Annotated in this window: 15 protein-coding genes and 1 pseudogene; 15 read left to right on the top strand and 1 reads right to left on the bottom strand. The window is 60.1% G+C overall.

Annotation, left to right across the window (positions count from 1 at the left end):
• Positions 1-26: 26 nt before the first annotated feature.
• From PQR27_RS35990 to PQR27_RS35950, 9 genes and pseudogenes are all read left to right on the top strand, one after another.
• The gene (locus tag PQR27_RS35990; protein WP_408528449.1) at positions 27-1235 is read left to right on the top strand and encodes an acyl-CoA dehydrogenase family protein; all 1209 of its coding nucleotides are present in this window, start codon (positions 27-29) and stop codon (positions 1233-1235) included.
• Positions 1236-1259: 24 nt separating this feature from the next.
• Complete coding sequence (locus PQR27_RS35985) at positions 1260-1772, top strand: flavin reductase family protein (protein ID WP_408528448.1); 513 nt, start codon at positions 1260-1262, stop codon at positions 1770-1772.
• A gap of 46 nt (positions 1773-1818) precedes the next feature.
• Positions 1819-3009, top strand: coding sequence for an amidohydrolase family protein (locus PQR27_RS35980; RefSeq protein WP_408528447.1), 1191 nt, complete (start codon positions 1819-1821; stop codon positions 3007-3009).
• A gap of 48 nt (positions 3010-3057) precedes the next feature.
• A complete protein-coding gene (locus tag PQR27_RS35975; RefSeq protein WP_408528446.1) occupies positions 3058-3894 on the top strand; it encodes a fumarylacetoacetate hydrolase family protein in 837 nt (278 codons plus the stop codon).
• 99 nt (positions 3895-3993) lie between these two features.
• Positions 3994-4941, top strand: a complete 948-nt coding sequence (locus tag PQR27_RS35970) for a VOC family protein (protein ID WP_408528445.1) — start codon at positions 3994-3996, stop codon at positions 4939-4941.
• A gap of 128 nt (positions 4942-5069) precedes the next feature.
• A pseudogene (locus PQR27_RS35965) lies at positions 5070-5802 on the top strand (IS6 family transposase).
• Between the two features lie 268 nt (positions 5803-6070).
• Positions 6071-6745, top strand: a complete 675-nt coding sequence (locus PQR27_RS35960) for a DUF429 domain-containing protein (protein WP_408528444.1) — start codon at positions 6071-6073, stop codon at positions 6743-6745.
• Positions 6746-7243: 498 nt separating this feature from the next.
• The gene (locus PQR27_RS35955; protein WP_408528443.1) at positions 7244-7960 is read left to right on the top strand and encodes an IS6 family transposase; all 717 of its coding nucleotides are present in this window, start codon (positions 7244-7246) and stop codon (positions 7958-7960) included.
• Between the two features lie 176 nt (positions 7961-8136).
• On the top strand, positions 8137-8523 hold the full coding sequence (locus tag PQR27_RS35950; RefSeq protein ID WP_408528442.1) for a potassium channel family protein: 387 nt from the start codon (positions 8137-8139) through the stop codon (positions 8521-8523).
• Between the two features lie 232 nt (positions 8524-8755).
• On the opposite strand, the gene PQR27_RS35945 is transcribed toward PQR27_RS35950, so the two are convergent.
• Positions 8756-10333, bottom strand: coding sequence for an alpha-amylase family glycosyl hydrolase (locus PQR27_RS35945; protein WP_408528441.1), 1578 nt, complete (start codon positions 10331-10333; stop codon positions 8756-8758).
• 48 nt (positions 10334-10381) lie between these two features.
• Here PQR27_RS35945 and PQR27_RS35940 point away from each other — a divergent pair, with 48 nt between their 5' ends.
• From PQR27_RS35940 to PQR27_RS35915, 6 genes are all read left to right on the top strand, one after another.
• Positions 10382-12046, top strand: coding sequence for an alpha-amylase family protein (locus PQR27_RS35940; protein WP_408528440.1), 1665 nt, complete (start codon positions 10382-10384; stop codon positions 12044-12046).
• A gap of 52 nt (positions 12047-12098) precedes the next feature.
• Positions 12099-12398 carry a hypothetical protein gene (locus PQR27_RS35935; protein WP_408528439.1) on the top strand — a complete coding sequence of 100 codons (300 nt, stop codon included), beginning with the start codon at positions 12099-12101 and terminating at the stop codon, positions 12396-12398.
• A gap of 549 nt (positions 12399-12947) precedes the next feature.
• Positions 12948-14372, top strand: a complete 1425-nt coding sequence (locus PQR27_RS35930) for a YncE family protein (protein WP_408528438.1) — start codon at positions 12948-12950, stop codon at positions 14370-14372.
• 503 nt (positions 14373-14875) lie between these two features.
• Entirely contained in the window at positions 14876-16129 is a 1254-nt protein-coding gene (locus PQR27_RS35925) for a site-specific integrase (RefSeq protein ID WP_408526447.1), read from the top strand.
• Positions 16126-17097, top strand: coding sequence for a tyrosine-type recombinase/integrase (locus PQR27_RS35920; RefSeq protein WP_408526448.1), 972 nt, complete (start codon positions 16126-16128; stop codon positions 17095-17097). The genes PQR27_RS35925 and PQR27_RS35920 overlap by 4 nt, the downstream gene beginning before the upstream one ends.
• Positions 17090-18103: a tyrosine-type recombinase/integrase gene (locus PQR27_RS35915; RefSeq protein ID WP_408526449.1), complete on the top strand. Its 1014-nt coding sequence runs from the start codon at positions 17090-17092 to the stop codon at positions 18101-18103. The genes PQR27_RS35920 and PQR27_RS35915 overlap by 8 nt, the downstream gene beginning before the upstream one ends.
• Positions 18104-18473: the final 370 nt, after the last annotated feature.

The following is an 18473-nucleotide window of genomic DNA, read 5'->3' as shown; positions in this document are numbered from 1 at the left end:
TCCATCATCATTTAGGAAAACTAATCATGAAAGTAGGAATCGAATCGACCTTGCCGCAAACTGAAGTTACGGATGAGGAACTGGTGTCACGTGCGCGTGCACTCGGTCCACTGCTCGCGAGGAACGCCCAGAAGTCGGAACAGGATCGGCGAGCTCACGAGGAAAACATCAATGCGATCAGTGAGGCCGGGTTGTTCCGGTTGATGGTACCAAAGCGTTTCGGTGGTTATCAAAGCTCGATTAAATCGCATCTGGAAATCACTGCGGCGCTGGCAGAGGCGTGTGCAGGTACGGCGTGGGTGACCGCGCTGACCAATGTCTGCGCCTGGTTTGTCGGCCTTTACTCCCGTAAGGCGCAGGAGGATGTGTTTGGAGCGAACCCCGACGCGCGGGTTGCAGGCGTCTTCACACCGTCAACAGACTGCCGGCGTGTGGAAGGGGGCCTCGTCGTCTCCGGCAAGTGGTACTGGTCGTCCGGTAGCCTGCACGCCGACTGGGTCACTGTTGGTGTGATGGAGCACGACGCAAACGGTGCCTTCGTCGGGCAGTACCTGGCGCTGATTCCGAAATCGGACGTGACCATCGAAGACACGTGGTTCACGGTGGGCATGCGCGCCTCCGGTAGCAATTGTGTCGTCGCGAAAGAAGTCTTCATTCCCGACCACCGCCTGCTCGACGTGGGCGCCGCCGTGAGCAGCGACTACCCGACCGAGTTCAAGGACGAGGCCGAGTATCGGGGAGCCTTTGTGCCTGTTGCTGCCATCGTGCTGGTGGGCGCGCAACTGGGGATGGGGCGTGCCGCATTGAAATACGTGATCGACAAGGCGCCGCAACGCAGTATCGCGTACACGAGCTTCGAGAAGCAGACCTCGTCGGTGATGTTCCAGGCGCAGATCGCCGAAGCATCGCTGAAGATCGACACGGCCCACCTGCACGCGTTTCGCGCAGCCGAGGACATCGACAAGGCCGCCCGGCGCGGCGAAAAGCTCGACTATGCGACCCGGGCGCGGGTGCGCGCCGACGCAGGTGTGGTCGTGACGGCAATCACCGACGCGCTGAATATCCTGATCTCGGCACACGGCGCTGGAACCTTCGCCGAAGCGAGCCCGCTGCAGCGTATCTGGCGCGACTCGAACACGGCCGCGCGACATGCAGTGGTGTTGCCGGCGGTCGGCATCGAGGTCTATGGCAAGGCGCTGCTGGGCGTCGAAAACACGGTTACCCCGTTGGTCTGATTTGCGCATGTCTGGAGCAAGGTTATGGAAATAGACGCAAAGCTGTTCCGCTCGGTGATGGGCCTGTTTGCTACTGGCGTCACCGTGATCAGCTACGTCGCGGATGGGCAACCTGCTGGCATGACCGCGAACGCGTTCATGTCGATCTCGATGGATCCTCCACTGGTCCTCGTGTCGGTGCGAAAACAGTCGCGCTTTAACGACGCAGTCAAAGCGGGCGTGCTGTATGGCGTCAACTTCCTCGCTGAGGGCCAGCAGGCGCTCAGCGCGCACTTCGGCGGCAAGCGGGACGAGGCGTTGCGCGTTCCGTTCGTCGAAAAGAGCGGAATTCCCTTGCTGGAAGGCAGTCTGGCCCACATCGTCGCGCGCACGACTGCCGTTCACCAGGCCGGCGATCACCTGCTGTACATCGGCGAGATCGAATATCTGCAGTTGGGCGAACAGCGCAAACCGCTGGTCTTCTTTAGCGGCAAATACAAGCAGGTCGAGGCGCACGCGCCTGCAGTCGGCTGGACGGTAAACAACGACTGCTGGTGAATTGGGCTGAATGTGACCCCAGCGCCCGTCAACCATGGAAAAGACAATGAAGCAGAATCACGAAGGGGCCAGGAGCCTCGCCAACGCAGTGCGCGAGCCTGCAGTGCGGGTGGCTGCGGGTTCCCACGCATTTCCGGACGACATGTGGCCTGAGCAGCGCCGCACGACACGCGCCATGTCTGCGGCAGGCGCAAGGACGCCTGACACATCGGGGTCGAATGAGGCCACGGTCAAGGCTGATCCGGACACGCTGGCGGCAGGTCGTGCAGGCCCCGGGCGAATCGACGTACATGCGCATTTTCTGCCGGAGCAGTATCGCTCCGCGCTGGTCGCCGCAGGACACGCCAGGCCTTCGGGCATGCCCGGGATTCCGGCCTGGAGCATAGACGGAGCCATCAGGATGATGGACCGGTTGCACATCGATGCCGCACTGCTGTCGATTTCCGCGCCGGGCCTGCACTTTGGCGACGACGCCGCGGCGCGCAAGCTTGCCCGTTACACGAATGAAGAGGGCGCCAATGCGGTCGTTGCGCATCCGCGTCGCTTCGGCTTGTTTGCGGCTTTGCCGTTGCCGGACATCGACGGTTCGCTAACTGAAATCGAATATGCCTTCGACACGTTGCACAGCGATGGCGTGGTGGTGGAAAGTAACCATAACGGCGTGTACCTCGGTGACCGGAAACTGGACCCTGTGTTCGATGAACTGAATCGCCGTCACGCGAAGGTATTCATCCATCCGACCAACCCACATTGCACGTGTTGCCAGGATTCCACTGCGTTGCCGCCTATCGGCTACCCGTTTCCGATGCTCGAGTTCATGTTCGAGACGACCCGTGCGGTATTCAATCTGATTCTCTCCGGCACACTGGAGCGCTTTCCCAATCTGAAGATCATCGTGCCGCACGCCGGCGCGACGATACCCATCCTCGCTGATCGCGTCGCAGGCCTGTCGTCGGCGCTTGGTTTGCCTGAGCCGCTCGACGTCGCGCGTTTCTATGACATGTTGCGCGGGCTGCACTATGACCTTGCCGGGTTCCCATTACCGCGGCAAATTCTCCCGCTGCTGGAAATCGCTGACCCGAAGCGCATTTTGTACGGCAGCGACTGGCCCTACACGCCGGAACTGCTCGTGGCGGACCTGGCGGAGAAGCTCGATAACACGGCCTTGTTGTCGCCCGCGATGCGCAAGGATTTCATGCGGGACAACGCACTCACGCTTTTTCCGCGCTTCGCATGACGTGCGGGTTGTTCGCACGAGACGACTTTTATTCATAAGGACATCAAGGTGAGAATACTTCGATACGGCCTTCAGGGTGCCGAAAAGCCAGGCATGCTGGACGCCAGCGGAACGATCCGCGACCTGTCCCAGCAGATCGATGACTGGACCCCACAGCATCTGTCACCCGAGCGGCTACGCGAGATCGCCGCCATCGATCCGGACACGCTGCCTCGCGTTGAGGGTGATCCGCGCATGGGCGTCCCTGTTGAGGGTCCGCGCCAGTTCATCGCGATTGGCCTGAACTATCGCAAGCACGCTGAAGAAGCGGGTCTCGCGATACCGGAAGAACCGGTCGTGTTCCTCAAAGCGATCACCTCGCTGTGCGGACCGAACGACGATACGGTGCTTCCCGAAGGCGCCCTCGAAGGCGACTGGGAAGTCGAGTTGGGATTTGTGATCGGCACAACGGCCCGGCGCGTGGCAGTAGCCGAGGCGCTCGATTACGTCGCAGGCTATTGCCTCGCCAACGACGTGTCCGAGCGCCATTGGCAGATCAAACGCAACGGGCAGTGGAGCAAGGGAAAGAGCTTCGACACGTTTGGTCCGGTTGGTCCGTGGCTCGTGACGCGCGACGAGATTGCCGATCCGCAGGCCCTGGCGCTCGAGTTGAGCGTGAACGGCGAGATCAGGCAGAAGAGCAACACCGCCGACATGATTTTCCCGGTCGCGGAGATTGTGTCATACCTCAGTCAGTTCATGACGCTGCTGCCCGGCGACATCGTCATTACCGGTACGCCCGCCGGTGTCGGCCTCGGGATGAAGCCGCCGCAGTTCCTCAAGCGCGGCGATGTGGTCACGCTCAAGATCGATGGCCTGGGTGCGCAACGTCAACGCATCGTATAGCGTCGCTTCTTCGTCACGACGGAATATTCCGGCGCCCGACGTCTTGCCGGGCGTTGCTCACAGGAGACTGCTGTGTCAGTGGCAGATACGAGGTCAGATATGAGAGACCATACGGTAGCAGGCCCCGCGATCCATTCGATTCACGAGTTCGTGTTCAGCGTTCCCGATTTGCGCGAGGCTGAACGCTTCTATACATCGTTCGGCCTCGACGTGCGCGAGGAGCCTGGCGGGCTTGGTTTGTACACGTTTGACAACCCGCATCGGTGGGGGCGTGTCTTGCAGGGCGATAGCAAGCGTCTGAGATGGCTCGCGCTTGGTATCTTCGAGAAAGACCGCGCGGCCTTCGAGGAGCGGCTGCGTGTGCATGGCGTGAGGCGTATCGCTGCGCCCGCCGATGCTGATGCCGCGGGTGTCTGGTTCGAGGGACCGGATGGCCTGGCCATGCAATTGGTTGTCGCTGAGAAATGCTCGCCTGATCGCAAGTCGATGCGAGTCTATCCACCTGAGTTGTCTGGGTATGGCAGGGCACCATGCCGAAGCCAGGTGACGGCAGTCCGTCCGGCTCATCTGTCTCATGTTCTGCTGTTTACCCGTGATGTGGATGCGACCCGCCGCTTCTATGCGGACGCGCTCGGGTTGCGTCTTTCGGACCATTCGGGTTCGATCATCGCTTTTATGCACACCCCTCACGGCAGCGATCATCATCTGATTGCTTTTGCCAGCTCCGACGGGGTCGGGCTGCACCACACAAGCTGGGATGTGCCGTCCATCGACGATGTGGCACTCGGCAGCGAGCAGATGTCCCGCGCGGGTTTCGCAGAGGGCTGGGGTCTGGGGCGGCAAGTCTTGGGCTCAAATTACTTCCGCTACGTGCGTGACCCTTGGGGGAGTTACGCGGAATACTCGTTCGACATCGATTTCATCCCCGCAGGCACACAGTGGCGAGCCGGGGACCATCCGCCTGAAGACTCGTTGTACGTGTGGGGGCCGGACGTCCCCGAGGACTTTGTTCTGAATCACGAAACCCGGCCCGCATCAGGCACGTAGTCGGCCGATCAGTGAATGTGATCAATGGATCACATTCATCTATTTGGGTTGCATGATGCCAAGGGCGACACTGTTAATACTCTATCGGGCACTGTCACGTTGCTGAGATGGTCGAGTAAGATCGCGTGATGAAGAATGCAAAATCGCTTTACCACGGTCATCGCTTTCCGGCGGCAGTCATCAGTTGCGCGGTGCGCTGGTATTTCAGGTTTCAGCTCAGTCTGCGTGATATCGAAGAACTGTTGTTCGAGCGCGGGGTTATCGTCAGTTACGAAACGGTCCGACGCTGGTGCGATAAGTTCGGTGCGTGCTTCGCACACCGTGTGAAAGCGGCGCGGCGCCAGCCCGGCACCACGTGGCATCTTGACGAGGTATTTGTGACGTTGCGCGGCGAGCCTTACCTGTTGTGGCGCGCCGTCGATCAGCATGGTGCCGAGCTCGATATCCTGCTACAGAAGCGCCGCGACAAGGCAGCAGCGAGCGGTTTTTCAAGCGCGTGCTTGCCTCTTGTGCTGAGGACCGCGCAAGATCGTGACCGACCAGCTGCGCAGCTATCCGGCGGCGAAAGCCGAGATTCCCGCACTGGCTCACGTCAAGCACGTCTTCGTCAAAGCCAGCGCGCGGGTCAATAACCGGGCCGAAAACAGTCATCAGCCGACGCGCGAACGCGAGCGACGCATGCGTGGCTTCCGCGACCCTGAACGCACGCAGGCTTTCTTATCGAGCTTCGGTCCGATCCGGCAGCACTTCGCGCTCAAGCGACACCTGCTACGCGCCTCGCTCTATCGCAAACAACTCGCCGCACGCTTTGCCGCCTGGCATCGTTTCACTGAGATCACCCAAGATCCGTCCGCATTCTGAGCAAATCGGTTTCCTCTCCGCCAATGTGTCGCGAACGCTTTAACGTGACAGCGCCGTCCTGAACCATGGCCCCCCAAACCTAAGGCATGCTCCACGCTTAGCAGGATTGCCTCATGTAAGCGCTAGACAAGAACGCGGTGGCGCGTAAATGACGTGTTCTCTCACTTGTTAGCGCGTAGTTGCCCGGACGGAACGGCGAGGGATGGGTCGCCGTCTATACGGTATTGCCGTCTAAGACGGTTGGCCCATATCAAAAGCGAGATGAGTTATGAGGTCGGGACGAACGGTAGCAGGAATCGACATCGGTGGGAACCGGAAGGGGAATCATCTGGTTATCATGCGAGGCAGGGAGATTGTTTGGAATAACCCTCGCAGGGAGACGCCAGAGCAGATGCTCGAAAAATGTCTCGAATTTGAGGTAAAAGCAGTGGGTATTGATGCCCCGTGCCAATGGCGAGGCAACGAGGCGGGTAGGCTCGCCGAGAAAGAGCTGGCACGCCAACGAATCTTTTCGTTCGCTACGCCGACTCGCGAGACGGCCGTTGCCAGTAAAAGCGGATTCTACGAGTGGATGTTCAACGGCGAGCGCGTCTATCAGGCATTTGCTCCGCATTTCAGTCTCTTCAAAAATGGCGGCGAACGCGCTGACCGAGTCTGCTTTGAAACGTTTCCTCACGCCATAGCGACGGCCCTTCTCAAGACTGAAGTAGCCTCTGCCAAGCAAAAGCGAACTCAGCGCCGAAGAGTTCTTGAGGATGCAGGAATCGATGCGACGTCACTGAAGTCTATCGATGAAGTGGATGCAGGACTGTGCGCATTGACAGCAAATTTCTTAATTGACGAGAGATTCGTGGCATACGGCGATGAATTGGGGGGATTCATTGTTGTGCCCGCTCTTGATCTGAACCGAGTGGGGATAGTCAACGGGGATTCGGTTGCGTAAGGCTTCGATGGTGCGAGAGGTCGAGGCGCGACGAAGGACCGCAGCTCGGCCTTATGCGAAGCTTTCCATAAGGCAGAGGATTTTTAGCGAAGCGGAAGCGGCGCACGGGGATGCTCGCGGGCACGGCATGAAATCCGCGCCCGCTTCGCTAAAAATCCTCTGAGCGAAACCGCTCCGCTAGCGCGGGCAGCTATGGGTATTGAATCAGCGTGATGACCGCGATGTTGCAGATGGCGGTGTTGGATGGGTTGTGAAAGACGTCCCGCTGCTGCGTGTGAAGGTTGCGAGGACGCTGATGCGATCGTGTCGGAGCGGTGCGATGCGGGCGGTGGCGGCGCAATATCCGGGGCGCGGCCAAAGCGCTGCCGCAACCGGTCAGCCGGTTGTCTAGGCAGAAGCGTGAAGGCGCGGGCGTCACGGCACACCAGCAGGGGTTTTGTCGCGCTAAGGGGGCAGGAGTAAAATCGAACGCGATATTTGCCCGAAGTGAAGCGTGAGATGAAGAAGTCGACTGCGAGACAACCCCTGCCTGCCGGCGTAGCGAAGGTACTCAAGCGCCTGCATTATCCTCTGGACGTGATACTTCTGTGCGTGCGGTGGTATGTGGCCTACTCGCTGAGCTTGCGAAATCTCGAGGAAATGATGACCGAACGGGGTTTCGAGGTCGACCATTCGAGCGTGCATCGCTGGGTGATCAAACTCGTACCGTTATTCGAGAAGGCCTTTCGCAAGTACAAACGTCCGGTCGGCAAGAGCTGGAGGATGGATGAAACCTACGTCAAGGTGGGCGGCCAGTGGAAGTACTTGTATCGCGCGGTGGACAAGGCCGGCAATACGGTCGAATTCCTGTTGCGGGCGCATCGCGACAAGGCGGCAGCACGCCGTTACTTCGAGAAAGCCATTGATCGGAACGGGACGCCCGAGACCGTGACCATGGATAAAAGCGGGGCGAATCTGGCCGCCCTCCAAGCCATCAACGCCGAGCGGGAAACGCCCATCAAGGTCCGGCAGGTCAAGCATCTGAACAACATCGTAGAGCAGGATCATCGGGCGATCAAACGCCGAACCAGATCCATGATGGGCTTCAAGGATTTCCGGTGCGCCCGCATCATCCTGTCAGGCATTGAGACGATGCATATGATCAGGAAAGGCCAGATGAAGGACAGGGGCGTCACCCGAACCGCTGCCGATCAGTTCTATTCGTTGGTGGCGTAAGGACTCCTTGTCATCGCGGAATTTTCTTGTCTTGCCGCCGTTATCGCGACACAATCCTCCCGCTTGCCGGCACCTTGTCATACTTGGCTTGGAGGATTATTCAGGATCGACCCCGTAGTAGTATCGATTTTAGGCTTCGGAAAAAGAGAGGCCGGAAAATCTATAAGGTTCATGACATGGATAATGCCGCAAAAGACGCTGTTCGCGCCCGAATCCAGCCGCGCCAAGCAATTGCCGAGTTTGCCAGGGTCCTCTGGCACCTGCGCGCAATTTTGGCGATGCTGCTGATAGTTTTCCTCATTTTGTCGGTCGCCATGTATTACGTTGGGGGGGCCGTCGATGCAGCCACGCGCACACAATCATCGCTAGGTCAAACTTTCTACTTTTGCGCGGTCACGGCGCTGACCATCGGCTTCGGCGACGTGGTACCGACCACCACGCTTGGCCGGATCGTCGCGATCTTGCTTGGATTTCAGGGCGTGTTGATAGTAGGTGTGGTAACTGGTTCCGCTGTTTATGCTATCCAAGTGGCCGCGCAACGGGCCGGCCTACTACCCCGCTAGGCGCGGATGACCGCTGATCTCCAGTATGCAGCCGTTGATGTTAGTGACTCAAACGTCCGCAATGGGTCAAGGTCGATACCGGAGGGTCGTCATAGCGCGCTCCTCGCGGCCAGCAGCAGCCGTTGCACGCCGTCTTCTGGAATGCCAACAATTCGGCGGGCGCGCTATACCTCGCCGTTCAGCCTTGGAGCCCAGACGAGCGAGCCAGCACGGGGCTGTCTGCCATCCGCAATCAGGCGAGCCTGATGATCAGTGCTTCGCCGGCGGCGAGACGATTTGCGCCTTCCGTGATCGACGCGCCGTCGCGGCTGGGTAAAGTCGATAACAGCGCCGTGCCTGATGGCAACGGGGCGGTGACATCGGCGGCGCCCATGTTTAGCGCCATGAAAAGCCGCTGATCGCCAGAACGCCGCTCGTAAGTGAGCACGTCGCCGTGCGCGGTGAGGTTTTCAACCGCGCCTCCCCGGAGCGCCGCGTTGCTCCGCCGAATCGACAACAGCCGGCGATACAGCGACAACATGCTCGACGCCTCGCCGTCCTGGCCGCTAACGCTGGTTGCCGCGCTTACGGGCAACCACGGCTGGCCGCCTGTAAAACCGGCATGGGGCAAGGATGAGTCCCATTGCATCGGCGTGCGCTCAGGATCGCGGCCCTGACCGAAACCCGGCTGCCGAAGCTCGGCCGGGTCATGGACCTGGTCGGGCGGAATCTCGCCGTCGACCATGCCAATTTCATCGCCGTAGTAGAGCGTCGGTGTCCCGCGCAGCGTCAACAGCAGCACGGCGGCCACGCGCGCTTGCGCCGCCCCCAGGCGCGATGCCACGCGCGGGTTGTCGTGATTGGATAGCACCCAGTTTGGCCAGGCGTGTTCCGGCAATGCGCGATCGTAATCCGACACCATCCTTCCAATTTCGGCCGCATTCCACGCTGCGTTCAGGAGCTGGAAATTGAAAGGCATGTTGGCACCATCGCCGTTCGTGCCGTAGTACGTCATCAGTTGTGGCACAGGCAGATAGATTTCCCCGATCAACACACGCTCGCCGTATTCATCCAGCGTGGCACGCATCGACCGCACGATCGCATGCACCTCCGGCTGATCCGCAGTGTAAGTCTGCAATAGCCGGTGATGATCCGGCTCGCCCGGTCGGAACTCGGGGTTGGGCGGGTTATCACGGAACTGGGCGTCCTTGATCAGCAGCCACAGCACGTCCACGCGGAACCCGTCCACGCCGCGATCCAGCCAGAAGCGCAGGACATCGTCCATCGCGCGGCGCACGTCGGGATTGCGCCAGTTCAAGTCGGGCTGTTCGCGCAAGAACGCGTGATAGTAAAACTGGCCAGTGTGCGCATCCCATTGCCAGGCGGACCCTCCCATCCGGCTCAGCCAGTTGTTCGGCGGCCCACCACCGGGCACGGGATCACGCCACAAATACCAGTCGCGCTTCGGGTTGTCGCGCGAGGACCGGCTTTCTTCGAACCACGCATGCCGGTCCGACGAATGATTCGGCACGAAGTCGAGCAGCACTTTCAACCCGAGACCGTGGGCGCGGTCCACAAGTTGCTTGAAGTCGTCGAGCGTGCCGAACATCGGATCGATATTGCAGTAGTCGGCGACGTCGTAACCGAAATCCGCCATGGGTGACGGGTAGACTGGGGAGATCCAGACTGCATCGATGCCAAGCGCCGCGAGATACGCCAGACGCGCGCTAATGCCCGCCAGGTCGCCGATGCCGTCGCCATTGGTGTCCTGAAACGAGCGCGGATAGACCTGATAGATCACGCCGCGTTGCCACCACACCAGTTCAGGCATTGCTGTTCCTCTCACTGATCGACTGTTTTGGAGCCACGCGCGGACCGTATGCTAAATGACCTCTGGTACAAGAATGCAATCGTCTATTGCCTCTCCGTCGGCACTTTCATGGACGCGAATGGCGACGGCGTCGGCGATTTCCAAGGCCTGATCCGCCGGCTCGACTACCTTCAGGGGCTTGGCGCCACGACCATCTGGCTGATGCCTTTCCAGCCGTCGCCTGGCCGCGACAACGGCTACGACATCTCGGATTACTACAACGTCGACCCGAAATACGGCACCCTGGGGGACTTCGCCGAGTTCTCGCATGCGTGCCGCGAGCGAGGCTTGCGCGTGATGATCGACCTCGTGGTCAATCACACGTCCGATCAGCACGCGTGGTTCAAGGAAGCACGCAGCGATCCTGACTCGAAGTATCGCGACTGGTATGTATGGGCCGACAAGCAACCGCCGAACGCTAAAGACGGGGTGGTATTTCCCGGCGTCCAGAAATCAACCTGGACCTACGATAAGCAGGCCAAACGCTGGTTTTTCCATCGTTTCTATGACTTCCAGCCCGACCTGAACACCGCGAACCCACATGTGCAGGCCGAGTTACTCAAGGTGATGGGCTTCTGGATCCAGCTCGGCGTGTCGGGATTCCGGATGGACGCCGTGCCGTTTGTGATTGCCACGAAGGGCCCGAAAGTACGCAGGCCCGTCGAGCAATACGACATGTTGCGGACCTTCCGCGAGTTTCTGCAATGGCGCAAGGGCGACGCGATCATCCTCGCCGAAGCGAATGTATTGCCCGATACCGACCTCGATTATTTCGGCGACGACGGCGAGCGCCTGCAGATGATGTTCAATTTCCAGGTCAACCAGAACACGTTTTACACCCTCGCGACCGGCGATACGGGGCCTTTGAAGAAAGCGCTGACAGCGACGAAACCACGTCCCGCGACCGCTCAATGGGGTGTATTTCTGCGCAATCACGACGAACTGGATCTGGGCCGCCTGACGTCCGACCAGCGTGCCGCCGTGTTCGCCACGTTCGGCCCGGACCCCAACATGCAGCTATACGGGCGCGGTATTCGCCGCAGGCTTGCGCCGATGCTCTCTGGCGACAGGCGCCGCCTCGAGCTTGCTTACAGCCTGATGCTTACCTCGCCAGGTACGCCGGTATTTCGCTACGGCGACGAAATCGGCATGGGCGACGACCTGTGCCTACCGGAGCGCGAATGTACGCGCACCCCCATGCAATGGTCGACCGAACCCCATGGCGGCTTCACGAAGCACGCGAAGCCGTCGTGCCGGGTCATATCGGGCGGCGCGTACGGTTTCGAGCGAGTGAACGTCGCCAGCCAGCGGCGGGACCCGAATTCGTTCCTGAACTGGACGGAGCGTGTAATCCGCATGCGCCGAGAAGTGCCGGAAATAAGCTGGGGTGATTTCGCGATCCTGCGTACATCGCGCAACGAGGTCCTCGCGCTGCGGTACGACTGGCGAAACAACTCGGTGATCTGCGTGCATAACTTCGGACCCGAGGCCTGCACGGTGAAGTTTCGCTCGGGCTGCAGCGGGGAGGGCGAAACCCGCCTCATCAACCTTCTCTCCGACGACCACAGTGTGGAGGCCGATGACGGGCGGCATACCGTAGTGCTTGAGCCGTACGGGTATCGATGGTATCGGGTGGGCGGCCTTGATTACCTGCTGAAGCGAAGCGAGGTTTAGGTGTGTCACCGTCCGGCAGTCGGGCGAATGGCTGGCGGAGGTCGAGCTCTGCTTGTTGCCGGCGGGCGGGGGCCAGTTTCTGCCGTTCGCCGGCGTGCGCGCCGAGACATTCAAATGCCTGTTCCGCAGTAGTCAGCGGACGTTCACCTCACCAATCACTCTCGTTTTGTCCTCCCTGAAGACGCTCAGCGCCTTGACGCACAGCTCGCAACAAAACCAGTCACTTCACATCCAGACGGTCAATAGCTTCCACTCGCGCGTCAATGGTGGGCTGCAGATCGAACTGCGCGACGTCACACCCCAGGCACCTGCCCAATTATCTGGCATGCCAATGACTTCTGACATCGTTTAAGGGCAGAGTTCTGCCCGAGCAGTTCATCACGTCATCGCTCGGCGGACAACTCATCAACGTGTAACGTGAACAGAGTCAAACAAATAGTCATTTTTTTGCTAATTGGCCGCTTTCCTTTACTGATGCCGCCCGGCGTTATCTTCTCAAGGTGCTGTGTACTTTACGGCGTTTTACCTGAAATTGGCTGCCAGATTCCCTTCGTCCTTTTTTGCGTAAGAGAAGGAATGGGCTCTGCCATTGCAGGTGTTTCAGAAGGAAACCGAAAGCTGACAGTTGGATGTGGCGGATTAAGCCTGCCAGCCATTTTGGAGTCAGTAACCATCGTGAAATCCTGCGAATGAGTGGCCAACTTTTCCGTCACCCCGTTATCCGGGATAGTTTTATCGCAAGTGTGCGCCAGCGGACAGACCTCGAAAGGATTACAGCGACGGCAGTGCAAGTGAGGCCCTCGTTTACCTACCATCCCCTCTAGGCATTCGCATCGAAGATAAACGTTCAGGCTTTCTGAACAATTCAGTGTCGCGATAAAACCCTGCGAGGAGACATTTCATGAGCCGGTTTAGACAGCGGGCAAGACTTGCCCTCTTTGCGCCTACATTTGCTTTCTTAGCGCTGCTGGCGCTCGCAACCAACGCGGCCCATGCAACGGTTTTTTATGTGAGTTCGACAGCGTCTGCGAATATTTTTGTCGTCGACAGTACCTCAAACTCCGTCGTTGCACAGATTCCTACCACGGGTGCCACGCTCTATGTTGATGTGTCTGCGGAAGGTTCTCGCGCGGTCGTCCTTGAGCCCAATGCCTCCATCCTTCACATCATCAATACCGCGACGAATGCGGATAATCCTCTACAACTTGCCCCGTATGCCGAGACGCTTGTTCTGTCAGCCGACGGGACAACGGCCTATGTTGGCTTTCAGAATGTTTCGGGCGTGGCAGCTCACCTCAGCGCGATCAACCTGAACACGCGCATGGTCGTGAATGATGTGGCATTGGCAACGCAAAGCGCCTTAGGTACTTGGGCACTTGGGCTGACCGTCGATGGCACAAAGTTGTTCTCGGCGAACTACGGATCAGCCACCGTTGATGTCTATGACACAACGACGCTTGGTACCCTGGCTTCCGTCGCGGTGCCTGAGGCCGAAAGCTCCATTGCCATGTCTCCGACGCAGCCAATCGCTTACGTTTCGGGGGCCGATGGTGTGGTCACTTCTATAAACACCGCCACCTACGCGGTACAGTCTGTGGCGGCGCTTGGTGCGTACCCCCAATTCGTGGCAGTTTCTCCAGATGGGAAAAGTATTTACGTGGTTCAGAGCCAACAAGTCGTGGTTATCGACTCCGCGTCAAACACTGTTCGGGCAACGGTCCCCGTGACTAACGGCAACGACCCTCGGGGGTTGGCATTTACGCCGGACGGGAGGTTTGGCTATCTCGCACAGTATTTCAATGGTGTAGCCGTCATTGACACCTTAACGAACACGATATCGACCAGTGTGTCGGGTGTTCCGGGTGGAATCTTCATTGCCACCAACGGCATTCCAGTGCCACCCCCGCCGCCTCCGGTCACAACGCCATTTGCGAAGTACACGCCGGAGCTGCTTGTTGCGCCGAAGCTTTCGGCCTACTCGGTGGCCGCGAGTTTCACGCTAGCCAAAGGAGCGAAGGCACTTGCACCCATGACCGAAAACCTGACGCTGACAGTGGGCGCTTTCACCGTTACAGTCCCCGCAGGCTCCATCAAGCAGCCAAGCCCCAAGATTGGCCTGTACACGTACAGCGGCACCCTTAACGGTGCAAAGTTCGGTCTCATCCTGACAGGGCAGGCAACCGGGCCTTGGGGGATTGTGGCGGTTGGCGCTCACGCGTTCGGCTCATCGACGACTGCGGTACCGGTCACGCTAACCGTTGGGCCGAACTCCGGGTCAACCTCCATCAAACCTGTCGTCGTGCAACAGGTACAAAGCCTGAACTAGCCACTTCCCTTGCCGAGAGGAAACGACAGCCCGCGCAATGCGGGCTGTTCTACTCGTTTGCCTGGCATGCTCTCGGCTCGGATAGTCGCTTTTTCTTCCGCGGTGTACCCCTTACGTACGCGGGTGGTTTCGTGTTGCAGGCGCACGTCCGCGCATTGCCGCTTTCGATTTTGTAGTCGTGGCTGACTCCTCAAAACCGCCTCACTGAGGTCGTTACCTGACGATTGGCAATGCCCCGCAAGCAGTGGGCGTCCCGGCGCGATGGAACGGCGGTTAGACTTCGAGAGCGGACGCCGTCGTCGCGGAGACCCGAATGACGGCAACGGGTCGCTATGTAAACCTCTGCATAGCGACCCCTATGCTCAGGTCGCAACTATGCGCAGCTAATCGGTCGCTGATGGTGGCGACCCGTGCATGACGAGGCTTTGGCAAGGTGAGCAAGCAAGGATCTGGACATAGTTCCGACCTGTGATGCAGTGGTGGTCCCACTTCTGGAGATCACCATGGACATCGTTCGCCGCTCCCGCCGTACTGACATAAGCGGTTTCGCCGACGGGCGGATCGGGCCATACATTGCTGCGTTCAAGCAGTACCTGAGCCAACGCCGGTACGCTGTAAAGACGGTCGCTACTTACCTGCTGTGTATCACGCACTTCGCCCAATGGGCAGACTCCGGGCCTTGTCGGCGGCGCCGAATCGATGAAGGGTTGATCGCGGAGTTCCTCGACGAGCATCTCCTACCATGCAGGTGTGCCGGCACGTTACATCATGACCGGGGTGACCATAGGGCGGCGCTAGGGCACCTGCTCGTGGTCCTGCGCGCTCATGGTGTGATTGAAGTGCCAGCGGTCAGCACAACACCTGTAGACGAGGAACTGCGCCGCTACGGCGAGTATATGGAGCATGTGCGAGGCTTGGCGCCGAAGACGCGGAGCATCGCCCTGCGCATCGTCGCGCGGTTGCTGACAGCTCGTTTCGGCGAGGGCCTCGTCGACATCGCCGCGATCAAGCCCGTGCACGTTCGGCATTTCTTCGCCGTGCAAGCGAAGCTTTATAGCAAACCGGCGAATGCCGGGCAGGTCGTGGCATCGCTGCGCGGTTACTTCCGCTACCGCGCCTCGCTCGGCGATCTGGTCCACGGACTGATTGGCGCGGTGTCCTATCCTGCTAACTGGTCGCTGTCCTCGTTGCCCAAGTCACTGACGGCGGGAGAGGTCGAACTGTTGATCAGATCCCTCGGCCAACGGGGCCACTCGATGCGGCGAGCCGACGCTATCGTGCGCTGTGCGCTCGATCTCGGACTGCGCAGCGGCGAGATCGCCCGTCTCAGCCTGGACGATATCGACTGGCAAGCCGGTACGCTTATCCTGCGCCAAACCAAGGGGCGCCGGGAGGACGTGCTGCCGCTACCCGTCGCGACTGGCGAAGCCATCGCGGCCTACCTTGAACAGGAGCGTCCCAGGACTTCCAATCGAGCCGTCTTCGTCCGCCATGTCGCGCCGCGCGACCAGCCCGCCGGCGCTGATCTCGTCCGCAAGACCATCCGCCAGGCCTTTGCGCGCGCCGGCCTTCCCTATACGCGCTCACATCTGCTGCGCCACACGATGGCCAATCGCTTGCTAGCCGCCGGCTCCTCGCTGAAGGAGGTAGCCGACGTCCTGCGTCACCGCTCGCTGAACTCGACCCTGATCTACGCCAAGCTCGATAGCCGCAAGTTGGTCGAGGTTGCGCTGCCCTGGCCAGGGAGTGCAGCATGAGCGCGCCGACTTCTGTGCAAGTACGCGTCGAACAGTTTCTGGTCGAGCGTCGCCAACTGGGGTTCTCCGATGATGGCTACGTCCTACGCAGCTTCGCGCGCCATGTCCACGCTGCCGGCCATCGCGGCGCCCTGACGGTGGAACTCATGGCTGCTTGGGCCCGAAGCGACCGCCACGAGAGCAATGACCCGCGGACCTGGGCGCGACGGCTGAAGAGGCTGCGCACGTTCCTGCGATGGCTGCAGCAGTTCGAGCCGCGTACTGAGATACCCGATGATTCGATCTTCGGACGGTTGCCCGAGCGGCAAGCGCCACACATCTTCCGCGAGGAAGAGATCGTCGACCTACTTGCTCACTCGCGCCGACTCGGGCCTTCACCGGGACTCCGCGGCGCCGTCTATGAAACGCTGTTCGGACTGATCGCCGCCACGGGGCTGCGGATCGGCGAGGCGCTATCGCTGCGCAACTGCGACGTTGATCTCAAGAACGGGATGCTGACCATCCGTCGAACCAAGTTCGGCAAGTCGCGCCAAGTTCCTGCGCACCCAAGCACCGTGGGTTCCTTGCGTCGGTATTGCTTGCAGCGCGACTTGACCGAGGGACCGCCAGCGGAAGATGGCCCATTCTTCGTCGGCACTCGCGGTCGACGACGAGGTCTGCCACTCGGCGAGCGTCAGGTGCATCGCGTCTTCCGCGACCTAAGCCAGCAGTTGGGCTGGCGCAACCGCGGAGCGCACCATGCACCACGCATTCATGACCTGCGCCACACCTTCGTGGTGCGCCGCATCGTGCAGTGGCAGGCCCAAGGCGTGGACATCGATCAGGCCATGCTGTCGCTGTCGACCTACGTCGGACATACGATGGTGACCAACACCTACTGGTACCTGTCGGCGGTGCCCGAGTTGATGGCGCTGGCCGCCGGACGTTTTAAGTCGTTTACGGCCAGGTTGGAGGTGCAAGATGCGTGAGACCCTAGCCCCGAAGCCGCCTTCGTTCGCTGCGCTGGTCCAGCAATTCTTTACCGAGTATCTGGTCGCGCAGCGAGCGCTCAGTCCCCGCACAGTAGCCTGTTACCGTGATGCCTTGCTGCTGTTTCTGCACTTCGCCTGTCGTCAGATCAACAAGGCGCCGACCACAATGCGGCTGGCTGACATCCAACCCGATCTGATTCTGGCCTTCCTTGACCATCTGGAGCAGGATCGGAAGAACTCGGTTCGCAGCCGCAACTTGCGGCTCACCGCGCTGCGCGCGTTCTTGAAGTTTGCCGGCCGCCGCGACGTGGCGTCGTTGCACGACGTCGAGCGCGCGCTGGCGGTGCCGATGAAGCGTTTCGAGCGGCCGATGCTGAATTACCTTACACGTGCGGAGATGGTGGCCGTACTCGGTCAGCCCGGCGAGAGCTGGTCCTCGCAACGCGATCACTTGCTACTGACAATGCTCTACAACACGGGGGCGCGTGTCTCCGAGATCATCGGAGTACGGGTCGTCGATGTAGTCCTCGACGGTGCAGCGTGCGTGCACCTGCGCGGCAAAGGGCGAAAGCTGCGATCGATTCCCCTTTGGGACGCCACCGTCGCCGAGATCCGCAGTTGGATGCGATCGAATCCAATGACGCGCGGCGAAGCCGCCTTGTTGCCCAACCGGGATGGGCAGGCGATGTCGCGCTCTAACGTTGCGCAACGCCTGGATCTTGCCGTGAGCCGCGCAAGTGTCGAGCAACCGAGCCTCCTCAAGAAGCGCATTTCACCGCACATCTTGAGACATACGACCGCGATGCACCTGTTGCAGGCGGGCGTTCCATTCAACGTAATCGCCTTGTGGCTGGGTCACGAGAGCCCGATGACAACCCATCGCTACGTCGAAGCTGACCTCGCGATGAAGGAGAAAGCGCTCGGTCGACTGGCAGCGCCTGACGCCAGGATTCGCCGGTATCAGGCACCGGACTCGTTGATTCGATTCCTGCAGACGCTATAACTATGCATAGGGCTTGCCAGCCCCCACCGCACCGCTCAAGGGGCTGGCCGCGCTGGGATGATCATCTGCGCATAGTTGCGACCTGAGCATAGGGGTCGATTACGGCCGATTACCCCTGGGGAGCGCGGGTGCGTGAGGCATGTCTCGACCTCGCAATGAGGAAATGCTTCAGCAGGCGAGTTGCCGACCGACTTCGATCGGAAAGATGTTAGCGCCGGCACGCCCGACGCCCATGCTGCAGGTCTCCCGTATTGGCTCACCTTCCAGAGTCGTAATCTGTCAAACCGGCAGACGCAACTAACGGTCTTGCGCCCGCCGGGCACCCAACAACCCCAAACCCCGGTCTTTAAAGAAGTGGCGGCCTCCCTGT

Source organism: Paraburkholderia fungorum, assembly GCF_046027215.1.
GTDB classification, from domain to species: domain Bacteria; phylum Pseudomonadota; class Gammaproteobacteria; order Burkholderiales; family Burkholderiaceae; genus Paraburkholderia; species Paraburkholderia fungorum_D.
Note: the sequence above shows the minus strand (reverse complement) of the source record. Positions and strands in the feature narration are given on the sequence as shown.